General features: G+C 64.3%; 20 protein-coding genes. 14 read left to right on the top strand and 6 right to left on the bottom strand.

Features of this window, described 5'->3' with window-relative positions; genetic code table 11:
* The first annotated feature begins 232 nt into the window (after positions 1-232).
* Both SO140_RS27370 and SO140_RS27365 read left to right on the top strand, forming a co-directional pair.
* Positions 233-1006, top strand: coding sequence for a DUF1223 domain-containing protein (locus SO140_RS27370; protein ID WP_449380575.1), 774 nt, complete (start codon positions 233-235; stop codon positions 1004-1006).
* Between the two features lie 554 nt (positions 1007-1560).
* Positions 1561-1932 carry a DUF2794 domain-containing protein gene (locus tag SO140_RS27365; RefSeq protein WP_449380576.1) on the top strand — a complete coding sequence of 124 codons (372 nt, stop codon included), beginning with the start codon at positions 1561-1563 and terminating at the stop codon, positions 1930-1932.
* Between the two features lie 137 nt (positions 1933-2069).
* Here SO140_RS27365 and SO140_RS27360 read toward each other — a convergent pair whose 3' ends face one another.
* The 4 genes from SO140_RS27360 to SO140_RS27345 form a co-directional block, all read right to left on the bottom strand.
* Positions 2070-2600: a GNAT family N-acetyltransferase gene (locus tag SO140_RS27360; RefSeq protein WP_449380577.1), complete on the bottom strand. Its 531-nt coding sequence runs from the start codon at positions 2598-2600 to the stop codon at positions 2070-2072.
* Positions 2601-2751: 151 nt separating this feature from the next.
* Positions 2752-3543, bottom strand: coding sequence for a Bax inhibitor-1/YccA family protein (locus SO140_RS27355; RefSeq protein WP_449380578.1), 792 nt, complete (start codon positions 3541-3543; stop codon positions 2752-2754).
* Positions 3544-3810: 267 nt separating this feature from the next.
* Positions 3811-6396 carry an ABC transporter permease gene (locus SO140_RS27350; RefSeq protein ID WP_449380579.1) on the bottom strand — a complete coding sequence of 862 codons (2586 nt, stop codon included), beginning with the start codon at positions 6394-6396 and terminating at the stop codon, positions 3811-3813.
* Complete coding sequence (locus SO140_RS27345; RefSeq protein ID WP_449380580.1) at positions 6393-7115, bottom strand: ABC transporter ATP-binding protein; 723 nt, start codon at positions 7113-7115, stop codon at positions 6393-6395. The genes SO140_RS27350 and SO140_RS27345 overlap by 4 nt, the downstream gene beginning before the upstream one ends.
* A 55-nt stretch (positions 7116-7170) precedes the next feature.
* Between SO140_RS27345 and SO140_RS27340 the strand changes: the two genes are divergently transcribed.
* The 12 genes from SO140_RS27340 to SO140_RS27285 all read left to right on the top strand — a co-directional run bounded on the left by SO140_RS27340 (position 7171) and on the right by SO140_RS27285 (position 21156).
* Complete coding sequence (locus SO140_RS27340) at positions 7171-7806, top strand: arylesterase (RefSeq protein ID WP_449380581.1); 636 nt, start codon at positions 7171-7173, stop codon at positions 7804-7806.
* Positions 7807-7978: 172 nt separating this feature from the next.
* A complete protein-coding gene (gene thpR, locus SO140_RS27335; protein WP_449380582.1) occupies positions 7979-8515 on the top strand; it encodes an RNA 2',3'-cyclic phosphodiesterase in 537 nt (178 codons plus the stop codon).
* A gap of 142 nt (positions 8516-8657) precedes the next feature.
* Positions 8658-9845 carry a cell division protein ZapE gene (gene zapE / locus SO140_RS27330; protein WP_449380583.1) on the top strand — a complete coding sequence of 396 codons (1188 nt, stop codon included), beginning with the start codon at positions 8658-8660 and terminating at the stop codon, positions 9843-9845.
* A gap of 251 nt (positions 9846-10096) precedes the next feature.
* Complete coding sequence (gene mdh, locus SO140_RS27325; protein ID WP_449380584.1) at positions 10097-11065, top strand: malate dehydrogenase; 969 nt, start codon at positions 10097-10099, stop codon at positions 11063-11065.
* 196 nt (positions 11066-11261) lie between these two features.
* Positions 11262-12458 carry an ADP-forming succinate--CoA ligase subunit beta gene (gene sucC, locus SO140_RS27320; RefSeq protein WP_449380585.1) on the top strand — a complete coding sequence of 399 codons (1197 nt, stop codon included), beginning with the start codon at positions 11262-11264 and terminating at the stop codon, positions 12456-12458.
* A 3-nt stretch (positions 12459-12461) separates the two neighbouring features.
* Complete coding sequence (locus tag SO140_RS27315; RefSeq protein ID WP_449380586.1) at positions 12462-12941, top strand: DUF1579 family protein; 480 nt, start codon at positions 12462-12464, stop codon at positions 12939-12941.
* A gap of 24 nt (positions 12942-12965) precedes the next feature.
* A complete protein-coding gene (gene sucD / locus SO140_RS27310) occupies positions 12966-13850 on the top strand; it encodes a succinate--CoA ligase subunit alpha (RefSeq protein ID WP_449380587.1) in 885 nt (294 codons plus the stop codon).
* 137 nt (positions 13851-13987) lie between these two features.
* Positions 13988-16945, top strand: coding sequence for a 2-oxoglutarate dehydrogenase E1 component (locus tag SO140_RS27305; protein ID WP_449380588.1), 2958 nt, complete (start codon positions 13988-13990; stop codon positions 16943-16945).
* A gap of 157 nt (positions 16946-17102) precedes the next feature.
* Positions 17103-18338 (top strand): 2-oxoglutarate dehydrogenase complex dihydrolipoyllysine-residue succinyltransferase, encoded by a 1236-nt coding sequence (gene odhB, locus SO140_RS27300; protein WP_449380589.1) that lies wholly within the window; start codon positions 17103-17105, stop codon positions 18336-18338.
* A 55-nt stretch (positions 18339-18393) separates the two neighbouring features.
* Positions 18394-19155 carry an SDR family oxidoreductase gene (locus SO140_RS27295; RefSeq protein ID WP_449380590.1) on the top strand — a complete coding sequence of 254 codons (762 nt, stop codon included), beginning with the start codon at positions 18394-18396 and terminating at the stop codon, positions 19153-19155.
* 36 nt (positions 19156-19191) lie between these two features.
* The gene (gene lpdA, locus SO140_RS27290) at positions 19192-20592 is read left to right on the top strand and encodes a dihydrolipoyl dehydrogenase (RefSeq protein WP_498543437.1); all 1401 of its coding nucleotides are present in this window, start codon (positions 19192-19194) and stop codon (positions 20590-20592) included.
* Between the two features lie 33 nt (positions 20593-20625).
* The gene (locus SO140_RS27285) at positions 20626-21156 is read left to right on the top strand and encodes a hypothetical protein (protein ID WP_449380592.1); all 531 of its coding nucleotides are present in this window, start codon (positions 20626-20628) and stop codon (positions 21154-21156) included.
* 157 nt (positions 21157-21313) lie between these two features.
* Here the strand turns inward: SO140_RS27285 and SO140_RS27280 are convergent, their stop codons facing one another.
* Together SO140_RS27280 and SO140_RS27275 are read right to left on the bottom strand one after the other, a co-directional pair.
* Positions 21314-21907 (bottom strand): DUF4337 domain-containing protein, encoded by a 594-nt coding sequence (locus tag SO140_RS27280; RefSeq protein ID WP_449380593.1) that lies wholly within the window; start codon positions 21905-21907, stop codon positions 21314-21316.
* A gap of 112 nt (positions 21908-22019) precedes the next feature.
* Positions 22020-23564, bottom strand: coding sequence for a sulfatase-like hydrolase/transferase (locus SO140_RS27275; RefSeq protein WP_449380594.1), 1545 nt, complete (start codon positions 23562-23564; stop codon positions 22020-22022).
* Positions 23565-23576 lie beyond the last annotated feature (12 nt).

Raw genomic sequence — 23576 nt, 5'->3', positions numbered from 1 at the left:
GATTTGTGAACTATGGCTCACTGCGAAGTGAGTAGAACGTTAAGCGAAGGCGGCCTATCAAGGGCCGCCTTTGTTCGTTTGCGGTATGTTCCAGATGGGCTCGTCCGGGCAGAGATCTTCGTCTCGGACGATGCGGAGCGCACTGCGCGCGCAGGATTTGTCCGTAAGACTACGGTGACCAACTCGCAATGAGATTTCCCCTCGACATCAGCTAAAGTGTGCAGCGTTCAACATGACAATGATGGCCTCTAATCTGATTTCGCGATGGTCCGGTGCGATCTGGTCAGGTGCACTGGGCGTCTGCGCGATCATCGCGGTCATCCGTCCTGCCCACGCCGATCCCCGCGCGGTCGTCGAACTCTTCACCTCTCAGGGCTGCTCGTCCTGTCCGCCCGCCGACAAGATCATCGGTGAACTCTCGAACGATCCCTCGATCATCGCACTCAGCATGCCGATCGATTACTGGGATTATCTCGGCTGGAAGGACACGCTGGCGGATTCACGCTTCTCGGCGCGACAGCGGGCCTATTCGCGCATGCGCGGCGACCGCGAGGTTTACACGCCGCAGGTCGTGGTCAACGGCTCGGCGCATGTCATCGGCAGCGACCGCGCCGGCATCGAGAGCGCGATCGCGAAGACTGCGAAAAGCGACACCGTGATGAGCGTGCCGGTGTCGATGTCTCTCGCAGGCAAGCAGCTCAACGTCTCGGTGGCGGCGAGCAAGGAGGCAGCGGTCTCGCATGGTGAAGTCTGGATCTGCTCGATCACCAAAGCGGTGCCGATCTCGATCGGACGCGGCGAAAACCGCGGGCAGCAGATCACTTACCACAACGTGGTGCGTAACCTGCTGAAGGTCGGTGACTGGAACGGCACTTCGGAAAGTTGGACTGTGCCGCTGGAGAACCTATCGCGCGAGGGCGTCGACGGCGCGGTGGTCTATGTCCAGGATGGCAGTCGCGAGAAGCCCGGGCCCATGCTGGGCGCAGCGTACACGTCGCTGCATTGATCTCGTAGCTTCGAATTTTTCCTGACAAGCGGTCTCTCTGGATCCTCATGGTGAGGAGGCGCGCCAGCGCCGTCTCGAACCATGTAGGCCGCGCTGCCGCACCCGGGCCTTCATCCTTCGAGACGCCGCGCAAGGCGCGGCTCCTCAGGATGAGGGAACGCAGAACCATCCCGACACAACAAAAAAGGACCAACTCGCGTTGGTCCTTCCTTCGTGCGAACAGGCCCGATCCCGACGACCCCGGGGGGCTGGGGGCTGAGGAATCCGGAACCGAAAGGACCGGGCCAACGCACACGAATCTTTTCGCAATGCAGGGCGGCAGGCGCTAGGCGGAAAAGAGGCGAGACTATGATTCCTGCTAACGATCCCGTGACGGTATGTCGCGAGCGAGTTCCACAGCCAGGAGGTGTGTTTGCGGCGCGATGTGCAGCCGCGCGGTTGGCGCCTCTTGCGGCCGGCCGCGGTTGGCGCAATCATGTAACTGTCATGATCCGCGGGGCGAGGACGCTTTCGCGACCGCCGGTCATCCGTCAACGCCACAGGAGGCGCTTCGCATGAGTCTGATGTCGGAGGATGCCGATCCGAGCGAGCAGCGCGCAGTGGCGCGTAGCGCCGCTGCGGGTTCCCAACCGAGCCGGGTGACGTTCAACCGGCTCGAATTGCATCGCATCCTCAACCTTTATGGCCGCATGGTCGCCGACGGCGAGTGGCGGGACTATGCCATCGACTTCCTGAAAGACCGCGCCGTGTTCTCGGTCTATCGCCGCGCCTCCGAAGTGCCGCTTTACCGCATCGAGAAAGACCCGCGGCTCGCGCGCAAGCAGGGCATGTACAGCGTGATCTCGGCGACCGGCCTGATCCTGCGCCGCGGCCACGAGCTCGATCGCGTGTTGCTGGTGATAGATCGGAAGCTCGCGGTGGTTTAGCCGCTCGTGCAGCCGCCGTAGCGTTGCTGCGTAGGGTGGGCAAGGGCGCTCTTGCGCCGTGCCCACCAGTTCTGTCTCCCGGATTTTTGACACCAGAGGTGGGCACGCTCCGCTTTGCCCACCCTACGAATCCGGGCCTACTTCTCCGGCACGCTCGTTGCGCCCTCGCCGAGGTCGCGCTGCATCATCACCGTGTCGAGCCAGCGGCCGAACTTCAGGCCGACATTGGGATGCGTGCCGATCATCTTGAAGCCGGCGCTGGTGTGCACGCCGATCGAGCCGGCATTGGCGGAATCGCCGATCACGGCGATCATCTGGCGGAAGCCGCGCGCCTCGCATTCGACGAGCAGCCGCTGCAACAGCGCCGAGCCGATGCCGCGGCGATGGAATGACGGCTCGAGATAGATCGAGTTCTCCACCGTGAAGCGATAGGCCGGCCGCGGCCGGTAGGCGCCAGCATAGGCGTAACCGGCGATGCGGCCATCGAGCTCGGCGACGAAATAGGGATAGCCGCCATCCGTCAGTGCCTTGTAGCGGCGCGTCATCTCGGCGAGGTCGGGCGGTTCGAGCTCGAACGTCGCGGTGCCGTGGCGCACGGCGTGCTCGTAGATGGCGGTGATGGCGGGAAGGTCGGCCTCGGTTGTGGGCCTGATTTCAGGTGCGGACATGGAGGTAGCTTAAAGGCTCCGCGCGTTTGCCGAAAGAGCGAAGCCGCTTTCGCCTTTCGCGGGTGATGACAGTGGGTGTGTGGCGTGCTCCTAGCCAAACAAAAACCCCGGCCTTGCGGCCGGGGTTCGTGTCGTTCACTCGTCTCAGAGCCTAGTCGCGCTGGCCGAGGAGCTGCAGCAGCAGCGTGAACAGGTTGATGAAGTTCAAATACAGCGACAGCGCACCGGTGATCGCCGCGCGTTCGGCAATGTCGCCGCCGGCCGAGGCGTAGCCGTAGATGTAGTCGTTCTTCAGCCGCTGGGTGTCCCAGGCGGTGAGGCCCGCGAACACCAGCACGCCGCCCACCGACACGATGAACTGCAGCGCCGAGCTCGCCAGGAACAGGTTGACGAGGCTTGCGATGATGATGCCGATCAGCCCCATGAACAGGAACGATCCCATCCCGGTCATGTCACGCTTGGTGGTGTAGCCGTAGAGGCTCAGCGCGCCGAAGGTGGCCGCGGTGATGAAGAACACCCGCACGATCGAGGTGTGCGTGAACACCAGGAAGATCGAGGACAGCGAGATGCCCATCAGCGCCGAGAACACCCAGAACAGGATCTGGGCGGTCGAGGGGGCCAGGCGGTTGATGCCGGCCGAGATCACGAACACCATGGCGAGTGGCGCCAGGATGAACAGCCATTTCAGCGGGCTGACGAACATCGCGTAGCCGAACGGCGTCAGGAACGCGTTGCCGATCTTGGCGGCGGCGCCCGACGGGTCGTTGGTCACGGCCGCCATGTAGACACCGAGCGCGGCGAGGCCGGTGATGGCCAGACCGATGCTCATGTAATTGTAGATGCGCAGCATGTATGCGCGCAGGCCAGCATCGACCGTCGCGGCGTCGACACGCCCGGCGGCCCTGCCGAAAGGAGAAGCGTAGTTGCGGTCTAGGTCCGACATGGTCGAATTCCCATTGGTTGGCCGGCCGGCACAAGGGTTGATGCCGCCGGGTCGTCAAAATTCTATCCCGGATACCCATGCCTGCCGACATTAATTTTGGCTAACAATCGGGCATCCGCACCCACTCGATATGTGGGAAACTAACACATTCGCTGCAAGCGTTCACGCGCGGCTGAATGTCGCCATGGCGCAAGTCTGGCGCGCGGACGTCGTTAACCCCGAAAATCCGGGGGATTGGGGTACCGCGCAGCCACCCGCTTCAAATTGTCACAAATTCCGCAACACCGTGGCGGGCTTTTGGTTCAACGCCAGCAGCGTGCCGGCAAGCCCGAGTCCGACCGTGACGACGAGCGCGGAGGCGACCACGCCGGCCGCGCTGCCGGCCTGCCAGACGAAACTCAGCGTCATCAGCCGGGTCACGATCATCCAGGCCGCGATGCTGCCCGCAATGACGCCGAACACGGCGGTGGCAAGCCCGATCAGGAGATATTCGAGCGCATAGGCGCCGAGCAGCCGCAGCCGCGTTGCACCCAGCGTCTTCAGGATCACGGCGTCATAGACCCGGTGGCGATGGCCGGCGGCGAGCGCGCCGCCCAGCACCAGGATGGCGGAGATCAACGTCACCGCGCTGGCGCCGCGGATCGCGAGCGTGAGATTGGTGACGACCGAGCCGACCGTCTCCATGACCTCGCGGACCCGCACGCTCGTCACCATCGGATAGGCGTCGGCGACCTCTTTGATGATCCTGCCGTCGCCGGCGGCATCGCCGCCCTGCTCGGTCAGCGTCGCGATGTGGGTATGTGGCGCGCCCTTGAAGGCATTGGGCGAGAACACCAGAACGAAATTGATGCCGAGCCCCTGCCAGTCGATGTTGCGCAAATTGCTGATCTTCGCCGGGATGTCGCGGCCGAGCACGTTGACGACGACCTCGTCGCCAAGCTTGAGTCCGAGCCCGTCGGCAATCTTCTTCTCCATCGAGACCAGCGGGGGGCCGGAATAGTCGGCGCTCCACCATTCGCCCTCGACCACCTTGGAGCCCTTCGGCAGCTCGCTGGTATAGGTCAGGCCGCGGTCGCTCTGCAGCACCCATTCGGCGTCGGTCGCGGGCTTCAGCTCCTCGGCCTTGACGCCGCGCGCGGCGACGATGCGGCCGCGCAGCATCGGCACGTCCTCGACTTTCGCCCCCGGCGCGATCTGGCGCAGATAGCCGTCGAACTGCTCGGCCTGCGCGCTCGGGATGTCGATGAAGTAGAACGATGGCGCCCGATCCGGCAGCGCCGCGAGAAACTGCCGGCGCAGATTGCCGTCGATCTGAGTGATGGTGACCAGCACGGCGAGCCCCAGCCCCAGCGACAGCACCACCGACGGGGTCAGCGCGCCGGGACGGTGGATGTTGGCGATCGCGAGCCGCAGCATCGGTAGCCGTGTGCGCGGCAATCGCCGCGCGATCGTCATCAAGAGGCCTGCAATGCCGCGCAGCACCGCAAACACCACGACAGACGAGAGCACGAACACCGTGGCGATGCGCTTGTCGAAGGAGAGCCCGATCACGACCGCGACGAGCAGCGCGACCACCACGGCCATGAAGGCGAGATAGCGCCAGCGCGGCCGGTGCCATTCGGCGCTGATCGTGTCGCGAAACAGCGCGGCCACCGGCACGTCATGGACGCGTCCGAGCGGCCACAAGCCGAAGGCGAGCGCGGTGAGCAGGCCATAGACGAAGGAGAGCGCCAGCTCGTCGGCATGCACGGCCGGAATCACCGGCAGCGGCAACAGCTTTCCGAACAGGCCGACGATGGCGAAGGGAAGCGCTGCGCCAAGTGCGAGCCCGATCATCGAGCCGATCCCGGCGAGCAGGATGACTTGCACAAAATAAATGCCGAACACGTCGCGTCCGGTGGCGCCAACGGCCTTGAACGCGGCAATGACCTCGAGCCGGCGGTCGATATGGCTCTTCACGGCATTGGCGACACCGACGCCTCCGACCAAGAGGGCGGCGAGGCCGACCAGCGTCAGGAACTGGGTGAAGCGGCTGATATTGCGCTCGAGTTGCGGCGATGCATTGGAGCGGCTGCGGATCTCCCAGCCAGCCTGCGGCGCCGCGTTGCGGGCGTCGCTGATAAACGCCTCGGTGGCGCGCTCGCTGTTGGCACTGTCAGGCAGTTTGACGCGATACACCCAGCGCACCAGGCTGCCGGGCTGGATCAAGCCGGTGGCGCGCAAGGCTTGCTCGCTGATCAGGAAACGCGGGCCGAAGCCGATGCCGCCGGCGAGCTTGTCGGGCTCGGCCTCGACCGCGCTGCGGATCTGGAAGGTCGCATTGCCGATGGTGACGTGGTCGCCGTTCCCAAGGGAAAGCCGCGCCAGCAGCGTCGGATCCGCGGCGGCACCGAACGCGCCGTCGCGCTGCGCCAGAAGATCGGACAGCGGCAATTGCGGCGTCAGCGTCAACTGGCCGAGCATCGGGTAATTGCCGTCGACCGCCTTCATCTCGACCAGCGCGAGCTTGCCGTCGGCCGCGCGCGCCATGCCGCGCAAGGTTGCGGCGGTCGACACCGTGCCGCGCGAACGCAGGAAAGCGATCTCCTCTGGCTTTGCCTCGCGCTGGAACAGCACGAACGAAGCGTCGCCGCCGAGCAGCGTACGTCCCTCGCGCGCCAAGCCCTCGCTGAGACTCGCCGCGACCGAGCCGACACCGGCAATCGCCATCACGCCGAGCGCGATGCAGGCGATGAAGACGTAGAAGCCGCGCAGGCCTCCACGCAGTTCGCGTAGCGCATAGCGCAGCGACAGCGCGGCCGCGCCGCTTCGCGCGAACGGTTTTGGCGCGAACGGTTCGGCGGCGAGGGTCATGGCTGGGAATATTGCGTATCGATGCGCCCGGAGCGCAGGCGGATCACGCGATCGCAGCGATGCGCGAGCGAGGAATCATGGGTCACCAGCACCAGGGTCATGCCGCGCTCGGCATGCTTGCCGAAGATGAGATCGACGATCTGCTTGCCTGTCGCTTCGTCGAGATTGCCGGTGGGTTCGTCGGCGACCAGGATCGCAGGGTCCGGCGCCAGCGCGCGGGCGAGCGCGACACGCTGCTGCTCGCCGCCGGAAAGTTGCGAGGGATAGTGATGCAGGCGATCGCCGAGCCCGACCGATTGCAGCTCCTGCGCGGCGCGCTTGGCCGCATCCGGATTGCCGGCGAGCTCGAGCGGCACCGCGACGTTCTCCAGCGCCGTCATGGTCGGGATCAGGTGAAACGACTGGAAGACAATGCCGACCTCGCGGCCGCGGAAGCGGGCGAGCGCGTCCTCGTCGAGGGCATTGAAAGGCGTGCCGCTGACCACCACCTCTCCGCTATCAGGACGCTCCAACCCCGCCATCACCATCAGTAGCGTGGATTTGCCCGAGCCTGACGGGCCGATCAGGCCGATCGCTTCACTACGGCCGACCCGAAGGCTGATATCCTTGAGAATGTGAACGCGTGCCGCGCCCGTACCCAGTGAGAGATTGACGTTGGCGATGGAGATGGTGTCCGGCGTCGTGCCGGCCAGCGAAGAGGATTCGATGCGACTGTCCATGGTCCGGTCATATGGCAACTCCGCACATCCGGTCGAGAGGCGTTACGGATTGTTCATGCACATAGCCGTGTTGATGATCGGTTTGATGACGGGGATTGCCAGCGCCGATGCGCAGGCCAAACCGCCGGTCAAGCTCGTCGTGCTCGGCGATTCCTTGAGCGCCGGCCTCGGCCTGCAGGGCCAGGACGCATTTCCCATGAAGCTCCAAAAGGCCTTGCAAGACAAGGGTGTAGCCGTCGATATGATCAATGCCGGGGTGTCCGGCGACACTTCGTCCGGTGGCCGCGACCGGCTCGATTGGTCGGTGCCGGAGGGAACCGAAGGGGTCATCGTCGAGCTCGGCGCCAACGATGCGCTGCGCGGGCTCGACCCCGACGTTACGCGCGCAGCGCTCAGCGACATCGTGGCGCGGCTGAAGGCGCGCGGCGTCGCGGTGATGCTGTGCGGCATGCTGGCGCCGCCGAACTACGGGGCCGACTATGCCGCGCGCTTCAATTCGATTTATCCGGATCTGGCGAAGAAATTCGAGGTGCCGCTCTATCCGTTCTTCCTCGACGGCGTCGCGGCCGATGCCAAGCTCAACCAGGCCGACGGCATTCATCCCACCGCTGCGGGCGTCGACATCATCGTCAAGAACATGATGCCTACCGTCGAGGCATTCCTCGGCACGATAAGCGGGCAACGGCGTTGAAAAGCAGGCAATACTAACCCTAATTCCCAGGGTTTTCCCGGGGTAGCCCGCGCACTGCTTCGCAGAGTCACATAACTGCGATAGGAATCAGGTTACCGGTGATTCGTCACCGGCTCTAATTTGGATATGGTCCTTTTCAAGGCGCATGTCCAAGCATCGGGAGTGCTCAACGATGCCACGCTTGTTTACTGGTCTGGAAATCCCGGCCGAGGTCGGTCAGACGCTTTCCAACTTGCGGGGCGGCCTTCCCGGCGCCCGCTGGATCGATCCCGAAAATTATCACGTCACCTTGCGCTTCATCGGCGACATCGACGGCATTTCCGCCAACGAGATCGCCTCGATGCTGTTTCGCGTCGACCGCAAGCCGTTCGAGGTGAAGGTGCAGGGGCTCACGAGCTTCGGCGGCCGCAAGCCGCGCGCGGTGGTCGCAACCATCGCGCCGAGCAAGCCGCTGATGGAATTGCAGGCCGAGCTGGAGCGGATGATGCAGCGCATCGGCCTCGATCCGGAGGGGCGCAAATTCATCCCGCACGTCACGCTGGCGCGGCTGCACGATGCCTCGGACCAGGACGTCGCGGACTATCTCTCGCTGCGCGGTTATTTCCCGAGCAAGGTGTTCACGGCCGAACGTTTCGTGCTGTTCTCCTCGCGCGCATCCACCGGCGGCGGGCCGTACATCGTCGAGGATTCCTACGACCTGTGCGCGTAGGCCGTCGACGCCGCCGGAAGCCTCCGTTGACGCTGGCATTCCAGAATACGGCGCCTTAACGGCGCCGTAACCCCACCAGCGCATACCCCCTGGCACCAATTCTCGGCTTGCATTTTCGGCCGGTCTCTGGCGGTAAGGGGCCATGCTCTCCACCCCCAATTCATCGTTCCGAAGCGAATACCAGGCGCTGGTCTCCTCTGGCGCGATCGAGCCGGATGCTGCCCAGGCCGAAGTCGTAGAGGCCTATGCGGCGCTGGACCAGCGGCTTGCGAACTACAAGCCGCAGCGCAAGCAGGGCCTGTTCGGCCGTCTCTTCAAAAACGGCGACAAGGACGATGCGCCCCGCGGGCTCTACATCCATGGCGAGGTCGGGCGTGGCAAGACGATGCTGATGGACCTGTTCTTTCAGCACTCCGCCGTCGCGCACAAGCGCCGCGCGCATTTCCACGAATTCATGGCCGAGGTGCATGAGCGCATCTACGGCTATCGCCAGAACATCGCGCGCGGCGAGATCGCCGATGGAGATGTCATCGCGCTGACGGCGAACGCGATCTTCGAGGAGAGCTGGCTGCTCTGCTTTGACGAATTCCACGTCACCGACATCGCGGATGCGATGATCCTGGGCCGGCTGTTCGCAAAACTGTTCGAGCTCGGCACGGTGGTGGTTGCAACGTCGAACGTCGCTCCCGACGATCTCTACAAGGGCGGACTCAACCGCGCGCTGTTCCTGCCGTTCATCGCGCAGATCAATGATCACATGGACGTGCTGCGGCTCGATGCGCGCACCGATTTCCGGCTGGAGAAACTTCAGGGCGTGAAGATGTGGCTGGTGCCGGCCGATGCCGACGCCGATGCCGCGCTCGATCGCGCCTGGGCGAAGATGACCGGCCATGCCAAATGCAAGTCGCGCGATATTTCGATCAAGGGTCGCATCCTGCACGTGCCGTGTTCGGCGCACGGCGTGGCGCGGTTCTCGTTCGCCGACCTCTGCGAGAAGCCGCTTGGCGCATCCGACTACCTAAGGCTCGCGCACGACTATCACACCATCCTGGTCGACCATATTCCAGTGATGGACGTCGCCGAGCGCAACGCCGCCAAGCGCTTCATCACGTTGATCGACGCGCTCTATGACAATGCCGTGAAGTTGATGGCCTCGGCGGAAGCCGATCCGGTGTCGCTGTACCTGGCGAACGAAGGCAACGAGGCCAACGAATTCAAGCGGACGTCCTCGCGCCTGATCGAGATGAGCTCGGAATCCTATCTGGCGCAGCCGCACGGCCGCAAGGATTCCACCGCCAGCGGCTCCACCAAGGGCCTGGTCGAGACTTAAGTCCTATTTCACCACGCCGTCATTCCCCGGGGGCGCGTCAGCGCGAACCCGGAGTCCCGCACCACAACTTCGGGATTCCGGGTTGGCCGGCGCAATGGCGCGGACGCCCCGGAATGACGGCGTTATCGTTGCGCGCCCCGATTCTCGGCAAGCCCGACAATTGAGCATTCGGCGACTTGAACGGGGGAGGCGAAAGGGATAACCACCCGTCTCAGTTTTCCCCTCCTTACGTGTCTAAAGGACAGGTTCACATGGCGCGCGACAAGATTGCTTTGATTGGCTCCGGTCAGATCGGCGGAACGTTGGCTCATCTCATCGGCCTGAAAGAACTCGGCGACGTGGTGATGTTCGACATCGCCGAGGGTGTGCCGCAGGGCAAGGCGCTCGACATCGCACAGTCCTCGCCGGTCGACGGTTTCGACGCGCGCTATTCCGGCGCGAACTCCTACGAGGCGCTCGACAACGCCAAGGTCTGCATCGTCACCGCCGGCGTGCCGCGCAAGCCCGGCATGAGCCGCGACGACCTCCTCTCCATCAACCTCAAGGTCATGGAGCAGGTCGGTGCCGGCATCAAGAAGTACGCCCCCGACGCGTTCGTCATCTGCATCACCAACCCGCTCGACGCGATGGTCTGGGCGCTCCAGAAGGCTTCCGGCCTGCCGCACAAGAAGGTCGTCGGCATGGCCGGCGTGCTGGATTCGGCGCGCTTCCGCTATTTCCTGGCCGACGAGTTCAACGTCTCCGTCGAGGACGTCACCGCCTTCGTGCTCGGCGGCCACGGCGACACCATGGTGCCGCTTGTGAAGTACTCCACCGTCGCCGGCATTCCGCTGCCCGACCTCGTCAAGATAGGCTGGACCTCGCAGGCGCGCCTCGACGAGATCGTCGATCGCACCCGCAACGGCGGCGCCGAGATCGTCAACCTGCTGAAGACCGGCTCGGCCTTCTATGCGCCGGCGGCTTCCGCGATCGCGATGGCCGAGAGCTATCTGAAGGACAAGAAGCGCGTGCTGCCCTGTGCCGCGTATCTCAACGGCGAATACAGCGTGAAGGACATGTATGTCGGCGTGCCCGTCGTCATCGGCGCCAAGGGCGTCGAGCGCGTCGTCGAGATCGAGCTCGCCGGCAAGGACCGCGAGGCCTTCGACAAGTCGGTCGGCGCGGTGTCCGGCCTGGTCGACGCCTGCAAGAAGATCGCGCCCGACCTTCTGGGCCGCTGATCGGAAAAAATCTCGCCGAGGATCGGACCCGATCCTCGGCGCTTTCATGTCCGGGGCCCCGTTCGGGCGGTTCCCGGGTCCGGCAGTCCAGAGTCCAGAAGATTCCGGGTTGCAGTCGTGCTGGTATATGGTATGCCAGACGGCAAGTAGAGGTGAACCCCCGAGGTCACCACGCGCGGGTTCAGGGAGCGACCAGATGAATATCCATGAGTACCAGGCCAAAGCGCTTTTGAATGAGTTCGGCGTGCCGATCTCCAAGGGCGTTCCGGTCCTGAAGGCGGCTGACGCGGAGGCGGCGGCGAAAGCTCTCCCGGGCCCGGTCTGGGTGGTGAAGAGCCAGATCCATGCCGGCGGCCGCGGCAAGGGCAAGTTCAAGGAGGCTTCGGCCGGCGACAAGGGCGGCGTCCGCATCGCCAAGTCGGCAGGTGAAGTTGCCGAGTTCGCCAAGCAGATGCTCGGCGCCACGCTCGTGACCGTGCAGACCGGCCCCGCCGGCAAGCAGGTCAACCGCCTCTACATCGAGGACGGCTCCGACATCGACAAGGAATTCTACCTCTCGATCCTGGTCGACCGCGAGACCTCGCGGGTCTCCTTCGTGGTGTCGACCGAAGGCGGCGTCAACATTGAGGACGTCGCGCACAACACGCCCGAGAAGATCGTCACCTTCTCGGTCGATCCGGCGACCGGCATCATGGGCCATCACGGCCGCACCGTCGCCAAGGCGCTGAACCTGTCCGGCGATCTCGCCAAGCAGGCGGAAAAGCTCACCGCGCAGCTCTTTGCCGCCTTCGTCGCCAAGGACATGTCGATGCTGGAGATCAACCCGCTGGTCGTGACCAAGCAGGGCCAGCTTCGCGTGCTCGACGCCAAGGTCTCCTTCGACGACAACGCGCTGTTCCGTCATCCCGAAGTGGTGGCGCTGCGCGACGAGACCGAAGAGGACGCCAAGGAGATCGAGGCCTCGAAATACGATCTCAACTACGTCACGCTCGACGGCAATATCGGCTGCATGGTCAACGGCGCCGGCCTTGCCATGGCGACGATGGACATCATCAAGCTCTACGGCATGGCGCCGGCCAACTTCCTCGACGTCGGCGGCAGCGCCAGCAAGGAAAAGGTCGCCGCCGCCTTCAAGATCATCACCGCCGACCCGAACGTGAAGGGCATTCTGGTCAACATCTTCGGTGGTATCATGAAGTGTGACGTGATCGCCGAAGGCGTCACGGCTGCGGTGCGCGAAGTCGGCCTCAGCGTCCCGCTGGTGGTCCGCCTCGAAGGTACCAATGTCGAGCTCGGCAAGAAGATCATCCGTGAATCAGGCCTGAACGTCGTGCCGGCCGACAATCTCGATGACGCCGCGCAGAAGATCGTGAAGGCCGTCAAGGGAGGCTAGGCCATGCCCCAGGATCATCTCGCTCAATCATCTCCGCTGCCGGAACACGCGCGTCTCGCTGCGTTCGCCGGTGAATGGGATGGCGAGGAGATGGTCTACCCGTCGCGCTGGAATGCCGGCGGGCCGGCGACCTCGCGCACGGTGGCGCGCATGGATCTCAACGGCTTCTATCTGATCCAGGACGGTGTCCAGATGCGCGATGGCAAGGAGATCTTTGCCACCCACGGCATCTTCACCTACGACCGCGACGACCGGACCTACAAATTGTTCTGGTACGACTCGCTCGGCTACACGCCGCCCTCGCCCGCCTCCGGCGGCTGGGTCGGCAAGACCCTGACGCTGGTGCGCGGCTCGCTGCGCGGCAATGCGCGCCACGTCTACGAGATCATCGACGACAATTCCTACTCGTTGAAGATCCAGTTCTCGCCGGACGCGGAAGGCTGGGCCGACGTGCTCACCGGCGTCTATCGTCGCATCCACTAAAGTTAGTTCGCGAAAGCAGACCTCATGTCCATCCTGATCGACAAGAACACCAAGGTCATCTGCCAGGGCTTCACCGGCAAGAACGGCACCTTCCATTCCGAGGCCGCGATTGCCTACGGCACCAAGATGGTCGGCGGCACCTCGCCCGGCAAAGGCGGCGCGACGCATCTGGGCCTGCCGGTGTTCGACACCGTGCGCGAGGCGCGCGAGAAGACCGGCGCCGACGCGTCGGTGATCTACGTGCCGCCGCCGGGCGCAGCGGACGCGATCTGCGAGGCCATCGATGCCGAGATCCCGCTGATCGTCTGCATCACCGAGGGCATTCCGGTGATTGACATGGTGCGCGTGAAGCGCTCGCTCGTCGGCTCCAAGTCGCGCCTGATCGGGCCGAACTGCCCGGGCGTCATGACTGCCGGCGAATGCAAGATCGGCATCATGCCCGCCAATATCTTCAAGACCGGCAGCGTGGGCATCGTCTCCCGCTCCGGCACCCTGACCTATGAAGCCGTGTTCCAGACCTCGCAGGAAGGCCTCGGCCAAACCACCGCGGTCGGCATTGGCGGCGACCCGGTCAAGGGCACCGAGTTCATCGACGTCCTGGAAATGCTGCTGGCCGACCCCAAGACCGAGTCGATCATCATGATCGGCGAGATCGGCGGTTCCGCCGAGGAGGACGCCGCCCAGTTCCTCAAAGACGAGGCCAAGCGCGGTCGCAAGAAGCCGATGGTCGGGTTCATCGCTGGTGTTACCGCACCTCCGGGTCGCCGCATGGGCCACGCCGGCGCGATCATCTCGGGCGGCAAGGGCGACGCCGGTTCCAAGACCGAAGCAATGAAATCGGCCGGGATTACTGTCTCTCCGTCCCCCGCACGGCTCGGACATACCCTTGCCGAAAAGTTGAAAAGCTAATTCAGTTCTTGGTGCTTTTCCGGGCGAAAGTTCGCAACAGATAGGGTAAACGGTGCCTGATACGCCGATCCGCTGCCGGAGGATCGGGGTCAGCGCCGTTTTCATTTGCGCGAACCGAAATCGCCAGGAACTCAAGTATGTCTCGCCAGGACGCGAACGCAGCCTTTGCCCTCTCATCTTTTTTGCAGGGCACCAACGCCACCTACATCGACGAAATCTACGCCCGCTACGAGCAAGACCCCGCCTCGGTTGACGTCGAGTGGCAGGAATTCTTCCAGAGCCTGAAGGACCAGCCGGCCGACGTCCGCAAGAATGCGGAAGGGCCGTCCTGGGCCCGGGACAACTGGCCGGTCACGCCCCAGGACGATCTGACCTCGGCGCTCGACGGCAACTGGGCCCAGGTCGAGAAGACGGTTGGCGCCAAGATCGCCGCCAAGGCGCAGGCCAAGGGGGCCGATCTCTCCTCGGCCGACGTGCTCCAGGCTACCCGCGATTCGGTCCGCGCCTTGATGCTGATCCGCGCCTACCGCATGCGCGGCCATTTCCATGCCAAGCTCGATCCGCTCGGCATCGAGGCGCAGCGCAACCGCGAGGAGCTCGACCCGCGCACCTACGGTTTCAGCGAGGCCGATTTCGACCGCAGGATATTCCTCGATCACGTGCTTGGCCTCGAATACGGCAATCTGCGCGAGATCGTCGCGATCTGCGAGCGCACCTACTGCCAGACGCTCGGCGTCGAGTTCATGCACATCAGCAATGCCGCGCAAAAGGCCTGGATCCAGGAGCGCATCGAGGGGCCGGACAAGGAGATCTCCTTTACTCCCGAAGGCCGCCGCGCCATCCTCACGAAGCTGGTCGAAGCCGAAGGCTTCGAGAAGTTCTGCGATACCAAGTTCACCGGCACCAAGCGATTTGGTCTCGACGGCAGCGAGTCGCTGATCCCTGCACTCGAGCAGATCATCAAGCGCGGCGGCAATCTCGGCGTGAAGGAGATCGTCGTCGGCATGCCGCATCGCGGCCGCCTCAACGTGCTGACCCAGGTCATGGGCAAGGCCCACCGCGCGCTGTTTCATGAGTTCAAGGGTGGCTCGGCCAATCCCGACGCAGTCGAAGGCTCCGGCGACGTCAAGTATCACCTCGGCGCGTCCTCGGACCGCGAGTTCGACGGCAACCGCATCCATCTGTCACTCACCGCCAACCCCTCGCATCTCGAGATCGTCGATCCCGTGGTGCTCGGCAAGGTGCGCGCCAAGCAGGACCAGCATGGCGATCCGCCGGACATGCGCATCTCGGTGATGCCGCTGTTGATGCATGGCGACGCGGCGTTCGCCGGCCAGGGCGTGGTGGCGGAATGCTTTGGCCTGTCTGATCTGAAGGGCTATCGTACCGGTGGCTCGGTGCACTTCATCGTCAACAACCAGATCGGCTTCACCACCTATCCGCGCTATTCGCGTTCGTCGCCTTACCCGTCCGACGTCGCGAAGATGATCGACGCGCCGATCTTCCACGTCAACGGCGACGATCCGGAAGCCGTGGTGTTCGCGGCCAAGGTCGCGACCGAATTCCGGCAGAAGTTCCACAAGCCTGTCGTCATCGACATGTGGTGTTATCGCCGCTACGGCCACAATGAGGGCGACGAGCCGGCCTTCACCCAGCCGGTCATGTACAAGCGGATCGCGGCCCATCCCTCGACCCTCACGCTCTACGCCAAGCGCCTGATCGCCGAAGGCGTGGTCACCGAGGGTGAGGTCGACAAGCTGAAAGCCGACTGGCGCGCCCGGCTCGATGCCGAGTTCGAGGCCGGCACCAGCTACAAGCCGAACAAGGCCGACTGGCTCGACGGCAAGTGGGCGGGCTTCAAGATCGCCGACCAGGAAGAGGATGCGCGGCGCGGCGTCACCGGCGTCGAGACCGCCACGCTGAAGGACATCGGCCGCAAGATCACCAAGGTGCCGGACGGTTTTCGCGTTCACCGCACCATCCAGCGCTTCCTCGATAACCGCGCCAAGGCCATCGACAACGGCGTCGGTATCGACTGGGCGACCGGCGAGGCGCTGGCGTTCTGCTCGCTGCTGGAGGAAGGTCGTCATGTCCGCCTGTCCGGCCAGGACTGCGAGCGCGGCACCTTCTCGCAGCGCCATTCGGTGCTGATCGACCAGGAGGACGAGAGCCGCTACACGCCGTTCAACCATCTCGGCGTCGAGCAGGGTCATTACGAGGTCATCAACTCGCTGCTGTCGGAAGAAGCCGTGCTCGGCTTCGAATACGGCTACTCGCTGGCCGAGCCGAATGCGCTGGCGCTGTGGGAAGCCCAGTTCGGCGATTTCGCCAACGGCGCGCAGGTGCTGTTCGACCAGTTCATCTCCTCCGGCGAGCGCAAATGGCTGCGCATGTCGGGCCTCGTCTGTCTGCTGCCGCATGGCTATGAGGGCCAGGGACCCGAGCACTCCTCGGCGCGCCTCGAGCGCTACCTGCAGATGTGCGCGGAAGACAACATGCAGGTGGTCTATCCGACCACGCCGGCGAACTACTTCCACGTTTTGCGCCGCCAGCTCCATCGCGAGATCCGCAAGCCGCTGATCCTGATGACGCCGAAGTCGCTGTTGCGGCACAAGCGTGCGGTGTCGCGGCTCGACGAGCTCGCCAAGGGCACGACGTTCCACCGCATCCTCTATGATGACGCCCAGATGCAGCCGAGCGAGGCCACCAAGCTGGTGCCGGACGAGAAGATCCGCCGCCTCGTGCTGTGCTCGGGCAAGGTCTATTACGACCTCTACGAGGAGCGCGAGAAGCGTGGCATCGACGACATCTACCTGATGCGTGTCGAGCAGCTCTATCCGGTGCCGCTGAAGGCGCTGGTTCAGGAGCTCGCTCGCTTCAAGAAGGCCGAGGTGATCTGGTGCCAGGAGGAGCCGCGCAACATGGGTGCGTGGCACTTCATCGAGCCCTATCTCGAATGGGTGCTCAACCAGGTGAACGGCGTAAGCCGGCGTCCGCGCTATGTCGGCCGCGCCGCCTCCGCCGCGACCGCGACCGGCTTGATGTCGAAGCACCAGGCGCAGCTCAAGGCGTTCCTCGACGAAGCGTTGAGCTAAACAATTTTGGACTGCGTCATGCCCCGCGAGAGCGGGGTATCCAGTGCTCCGCGACGTTCGTTCTGACGAGGGTTGCGGCGTAGTGGGTCGCTCGCATTCGCGCGACGGTGACATCCCAATTCATGACCGCACAAGCGATCTCCTTAAGGAAAAGACCATGACTGAAATTCGTGTGCCGACGCTCGGCGAATCCGTCACCGAAGCCACCATCGGGCGCTGGTTCAAGAAGGCCGGCGATCCCGTCGCCGTCGACGAGCCCTTGGTGGAGCTCGAGACCGACAAGGTCACCATCGAAGTGCCCGCGCCCTCGGCCGGCACGCTCAGCGAGATCATCGCTGCTGACGGTGCGACCGTTGCGGTGGGTGCGCTGCTCGGACAGATCACGGGTGGCGCCGGCGCCGCCAAGCCGGCTGCCGCTCCCGCCAAGCCTGCCGCTGCCGCCGCGCCGGCCGCGGCTCCTGCACCTGCAGCGCCCAAGGCCGCGCCCGCCGATGCGCCGCTCGCCCCGTCGGTGCGAAAGCTCTCGGCCGAGACCGGCATTGATGCCTCGACCGTTCCGGGCTCCGGCAAGGACGGTCGCGTCACCAAGGGCGACATGCTCGCCGCGATCGAGCGCGCCGCCTCCGCGCCGACCCCGGTCAACCAGCCGGCCGCTGCCGTGCAGGTCCGTGCGCCGTCGCCCGCCGACGACGCCGCGCGAGAGGAACGCGTCAAGATGACCCGCCTGCGCCAGACCATCGCGCGGCGCCTCAAGGACGTGCAGAACACGGCTGCGATGCTGACGACCTTCAACGAGGTCGACATGACCAACGTCATGGCGCTGCGCGCGCACTACAAGGACGTGTTCGAGAAGAAGCACGGCTCCAAGCTCGGCTTCATGGGCTTCTTCACCAAGGCGGTGGTGCAGGCGCTGAAGGACATCCCGGCGGTCAACGCCGAGATCGACGGCACCGACCTGATCTACAAGAACTACTATCACATCGGCGTCGCGGTCGGCACCGACAAGGGACTTGTCGTTCCCGTTGTCCGCGACTGCGATCAGAAGTCGATCGCCGACATCGAGAAGGGCATTGCCGATTTCGGTCGCCGCGCGCGTGACGGCCAGCTCAAGATCGAGGAGATGCAGGGCGGCACCTTCACCATCACCAATGGCGGCATCTATGGCTCGCTGATGTCGACGCCGATCCTGAACGCGCCGCAGTCCGGCATCCTCGGCATGCACAAGATCCAGGAGCGGCCGATGGTGATCGGCGGCAAGGTCGAGGTCCGCCCGATGATGTATCTGGCGCTGTCCTATGATCACCGCGTGATCGACGGCAAGGAAGCCGTGACATTCCTGGTCCGTGTCAAGGAGAGCCTGGAAGATCCGGCGCGGCTGGTGCTGGACCTCTGACACCCAAAGTCTTGAAAGTGCCGTCGCCTGCAGGGGCGACGGCCTGTGCGCAAGGATGGAGGCGAGCGTGACGGACAAGGTTGCGATCATCACCGGCGGCAGCCGTGGCATCGGCCGCGCCACTGCGCTGGCAGCGGCGGCGCGCGGCTTTCGCGTGGTCGTCGGCTATGCAAGCAACAAGCAGGCTGCCGACGAGGTCGTAGCCGCGATCGAAGCCAAGAACGGCAAGGCAATCGCGGTGAAGTGCGATGTTGCCGAGGAAAGCGATATCCTCGCGCTGTTCAAGGCCGCCGACCAGTTCGGCACGTTAGGGGCTCTCGTCAACAATGGCGGCATTGTCGGCAAGAGCGGGGTGCGCGTCGACGAGATGTCGGCCGAGCGCATCCAGCGTGTGATGGCGGTCAACGTCACCGGCTCCATCCTCTGCGCGCGCGAGGCGGTCAAACGCATGTCGACCAAGCATGGCGGCAAGGGCGGCGTGATCGTCAACCTGTCGTCGGTCGCTGCCAAGCTCGGCTCGCCGAACACCTATGTCGACTATGCCGCCTCCAAGGGCGCGATCGATTCCTTCACCGTCGGCCTCGGCTACGAGGTCGCCGGCGAAGGCATTCGCGTCGCGGGCATCCGCCCGGGCCTGATCGATACCGAAATCCACGCCGCCGGCGGCGAGCCCGACCGCGCCCATCGTCTGGCCCATATGGTGCCGATGAAGCGCGTCGGCACCGCCGAGGAAATCGCCAATGCCATCGTCTGGCTGATGTCCGACGATGCCTCCTACGTCACCTCAGCCATTCTCGACGTGTCCGGCGGACGCTGACACGTCTTCTCACGCTAAATTACGGGACTTCCTCTCATGGCTACCTACGATCTCGTCGTCATCGGCACCGGACCGGGCGGTTATGTCTGCGCGGTGCGCGCGAGCCAGCTCGGCATGAAAGTCGCCGTGGTCGAAAAGAACCCCACGCTCGGCGGCACCTGCCTCAACATCGGCTGCATGCCATCGAAGGCCCTGCTGCATGCTTCGGAGATGTTCGAGGAAGCCGCACATTCCTTCGCCAAGATGGGCGTGTCGGTCTCGACGCCGAAGCTCGAGCTTCCGGCGATGATGAACTTCAAGCAGCAGGGCATTGACGGCAACGTCAAGGGCGTCGAATTCCTGATGAAGAAGAACAAGGTCGACGTGCTCAAGGGCAGCGGCAAGATCCTGGGCACCGGCAAGGTCGAGGTCTCCGCGGACGGCAAGTCGCAGGTCATCGAGACCAAGAACATCGTGATCGCCACCGGCTCGGACATCGCGCGGCTGAAGGGCATCGAGATCGACGAGAAGCGCATCGTGTCGTCGACCGGCGCACTGTCGCTGGAGAAGGTGCCGGGCAGGTTGCTGGTCATCGGCGCCGGCGTGATCGGGCTCGAGCTTGGCTCGGTGTGGCGCAGGCTCGGGTCCGAAGTCATGGTCGTCGAATTCCTCGATCGCATCCTGCCGGGCATGGACGGCGAAGTCGCACGGCAATTTCAACGCATCCTTGAAAAGCAGGGATTCGCGTTCAAGCTGGGCTCGAAGGTCACCGGCGTCGAATCCAACGGCAAGGCATTGCTTGCGAAGATCGAGCCGGCCGCGGGCGGTGCGGCCGAGACCATCGAGGCTGATGTCGTGCTGGTCTGCATCGGCCGTGTGCCCTACACCGACGGTCTCGGGCTGAAGGAAGCCGGCGTTGCGCTTGATAATCGCGGCCGCGTCCAGATCGATGCCCATTTCGCGACCACGTTGAAGGGCGTCTATGCCATCGGCGACGTCGTCGCCGGCCCGATGCTCGCGCACAAGGCGGAGGACGAAGGCGTTGCGGTGGCGGAGATCCTCGCCGGCCAGGCTGGTCACGTGAACTACGACGTGATCCCAGGTGTGGTGTATACCACGCCGGAAGTATCCTCCGTCGGCAAGACCGAGGAAGAGCTGAGGCAAGCGGGCGTGGTCTACACCGTCGGGAAGTTTCCCTTTACCGCCAACGGCCGCTCCAAGGTCAACCAGACCACCGACGGGTTCGTGAAAATTCTCGCAGATGCGAAGACCGATCGCGTGCTTGGCGTGCACATTATCGGCCGTGAAGCCGGCGAAATGATCCACGAGGCGTGTGTGCTGATGGAGTTTGGGGGCAGCGCGGAAGACCTCGCCCGTACCTGCCATGCGCATCCGACCCGCTCCGAGGCCGTCAAGGAAGCCGCGCTTGCAGTCGGCAAGCGGGCCATCCATATGTAGGCGACGCGCCGAGCCGAATCGGGCGGGAAAGACATGCTGCGCCGCCTTCTTCAACCGGTCTGGGTCCTGCTGGCGATCATCTTTTTGATCGAAGCCTGGCTGTGGGATCATCTCGAGCCGATCGTGGCGCGTGTCGTCGCCGCGATCCCGCTCGCGCAGTTCAAGCAATGGCTGACCGAACGAGTCGATGCGCTATCGCCGGCGATGACGCTGATCGTCTTCGCCGTACCGATCATCCCGCTGTTTCCGCTCAAGCTGGTCGGGCTCTGGCTGCTCACCCACGAATACTGGATGAGCGCGGTGTTCACGATCCTGTTCGCCAAACTGCTCGGCGTCGGCGTCACCGCCTTCGTGTTCGACGTGACGCGCGACAAGCTGCTGGAGATGGCGTGGTTCGAGCGGCTCTATGATTTCGTGATGATGATCCGCGCCAAATCGACGGCGCTGGTCGAGCCGATCAAGCTGCGCATCAAGAATGCCCTCACCGGCAATGGCGAGGGATGGTCCTCCCGGGCGCTCCGCCTGATCCAGCGTTTCCGCAAGAGCGTGCACGAGGCGCGGTAGCTATCCGCCATGCACTCGGTGTCATTGTCCGCGAAAGCGGGCAATCCAGTATCTCAGAGACATCGACGATGAGCGGCGAGGGGGCGCCGCTCCGGATACCCCGGTCAAGCCGGGGCATGCCAGCGGTATGTGTGGTACGCGTCTCGCGCCCGCCCCTTTACCCGTGCAAATGCAACAGATGCGGCCACCACAGGCCGAGCGCGGTCATCACCATGCCGGCGAGCGTCAGGATGCCGCCGACATAGGCGAGCGCAATGATGCCGGTGATGATGGTGGCGGAGGCCAGCACGATGCCGATCTGGAAGGCGGCCGAGGCCAGCTCGAAGTGGTGGTACTTTGCCGTCGCCTCGTCACGCTCGTGCTCGGCGTGCTTGGCCTTCTCGGCAAGCTGCTCGGTGCCCTCGCCGGTCTCCGGCTCGGAGCGATAGCGCGCCGCGGTCTTCTGCCAGTCCTCGATCTGCTTCTGGATAGCCGCCTTGTTGGCGTCGTCGGACGCCGTGCCCAGCGTGAGCTTGCCCTGCTCGGCCGCGGTCTGCACCACGGTGCGGCGGATGCTCTTGGCCTGGAAGAACGCCCAGAGATTGGCGGCCTCGACATTCTTGCTGATCGCCTCGGTCTGCGCACCCTTGCCGAGCGTCTCCGAGATCGCAAGGAACAGCGCCAGCACCGCGATCAGAAGGGCGATCTTCTTGTTCTCGCCGGATGCGTGCTCGGCATGCTCCGCGTGCTCCATGCTTTCGTGTGCGCTCATAATGTCCCTCCTGGATCCGCCGGTACGATTGACCGAACCGCGCGAGCTGCGCAAGAGGTAAAGCCGCACCGAACATCGCCGCATGTCCGCGGCTGCCCACGCTATCCACCGTTCATCTCACTCGTTCGGACGGATATTCGACGGCGCGGCCGAAATCCGCGTTGTCGTCATACGGCGTTACAAAAAATCGCGGAGAATGCCGCTCGAACGTGCTGCCGGCAAGGCAGGAGAACACCAGCGGAAATGTATCGACGAGCGTGAGGTCGTCGGCTGCCGCCGCGCGGCATTGCGCAGGCAGTCGCATCGCGTTCAATGCGCCGAATCTTTCATGCAGGTCGGCATCGGACCAGTCGGTCGGCGGCCGCTTGAGCTGGCCGCGGAACGCGGTGCCATGGTCCGACTGGAGGATGATCAGCGCGTCGGAATCGGACTGGACGATCTTCTGCAACAACGTCAGCGTCTGCGAATTGGTGCAGCGAAGCTGATCGATGAAGGCCGGACGTTTCGTCGGAATCCAGTGCTGGAGGTCGGGATCGCCGGCGCGAAAGCCGCAGTCTGCCGTGAAGCGGATCGGCGGATGTGGCGCCAGCACATGCGCATATAGAAAGAAGGGTGACGGCGTCGCGCGGACGGCGTCGAGTTTCGCGGTCAGGTCGTTCACGCCGCCCCAGGCGAATGGCGCCGATTGCTGGTGTTCGAGGATGAGATCGACGATCGGCGTGTTGGACAGGATGGCGATGTCGAGCTCGTCGAGCCCGAGATTGCCGCGGACGCATTTCGGCGCGTCAGGTGCGCATTCGGTCAGGTAGTCGTAGCCGTTCTCGAAGTGGACATAGTTGTATCCGGCCGTTGTGAGGCGAGACACCGTCCGGCTCTTGCCGCGCACTATGGCTTGCATCGTCTCCACCGCAAGCGGCTCGAGCGCATCGCCTTCACCCGTGACGGTGTAGTCGGAATTGAGCGTGCTGGAGATCGAGTTGACGGTGGAAGGGAAATTGGAGCGGCTCTTGCCGAGCACGACGAAATCGAGCGCGGCCAACGACCGGATAAAGTCGCCGTTGTCGAACGCGAACTCCTCCTTGAGGACATCCTCCCGTGGATAGCCGTCCAGCACGATCCAATAGATATTGGGCGAGATCCTGAACCTGGCCGCCGCCGGCTCGCTACTATCAGCGGTGTGCGCCTGGGCGCGGTGCTCCCGCGTCAGGATCGTCGCGATGCGGGCAAGCGCCGGCGCCGAAAATGCGAGCGATACGACAAGGCAGATCGTGATGGCCACAGTCTCGCGCAGCAAGCGCAGCGCGAGGGCGCCGGTGCCGATCGCCACCGCGGTCCAGGCCGCGGGCGCCCAGTCGCCGAGATGGGCCTTCAGCTCGTGCTGGATCAGGTTGACATCATAGGCGAAGAACATGAAGACCATCAGCCCGGTCGCAAGCAGGATCCGCCACAGCGGAATCTTCCGCAGCAACAGCGCAAGGCCCGTCGCGAGGATTGCAGCGGCGGCCAGCGTGCCGGCGGCGTAGTGCAGCACCCGCCAGGGGCTCGCCAGCTCGGCCATGTTCGCGGCGTAGAAGTCGAGCAGCGGTAAGGTCGACAGGATGGTCGCAGTCAGCAACGCGCGCAGCAGATTGGATTTTTCCTGGAGGTGCAGCGGCATGCCGGTTCAGCT

It is taken from the genome of Bradyrhizobium sp. UFLA05-108 (assembly GCF_059803455.1).
This window is presented reverse-complemented; position numbering and strand designations above follow the sequence as displayed.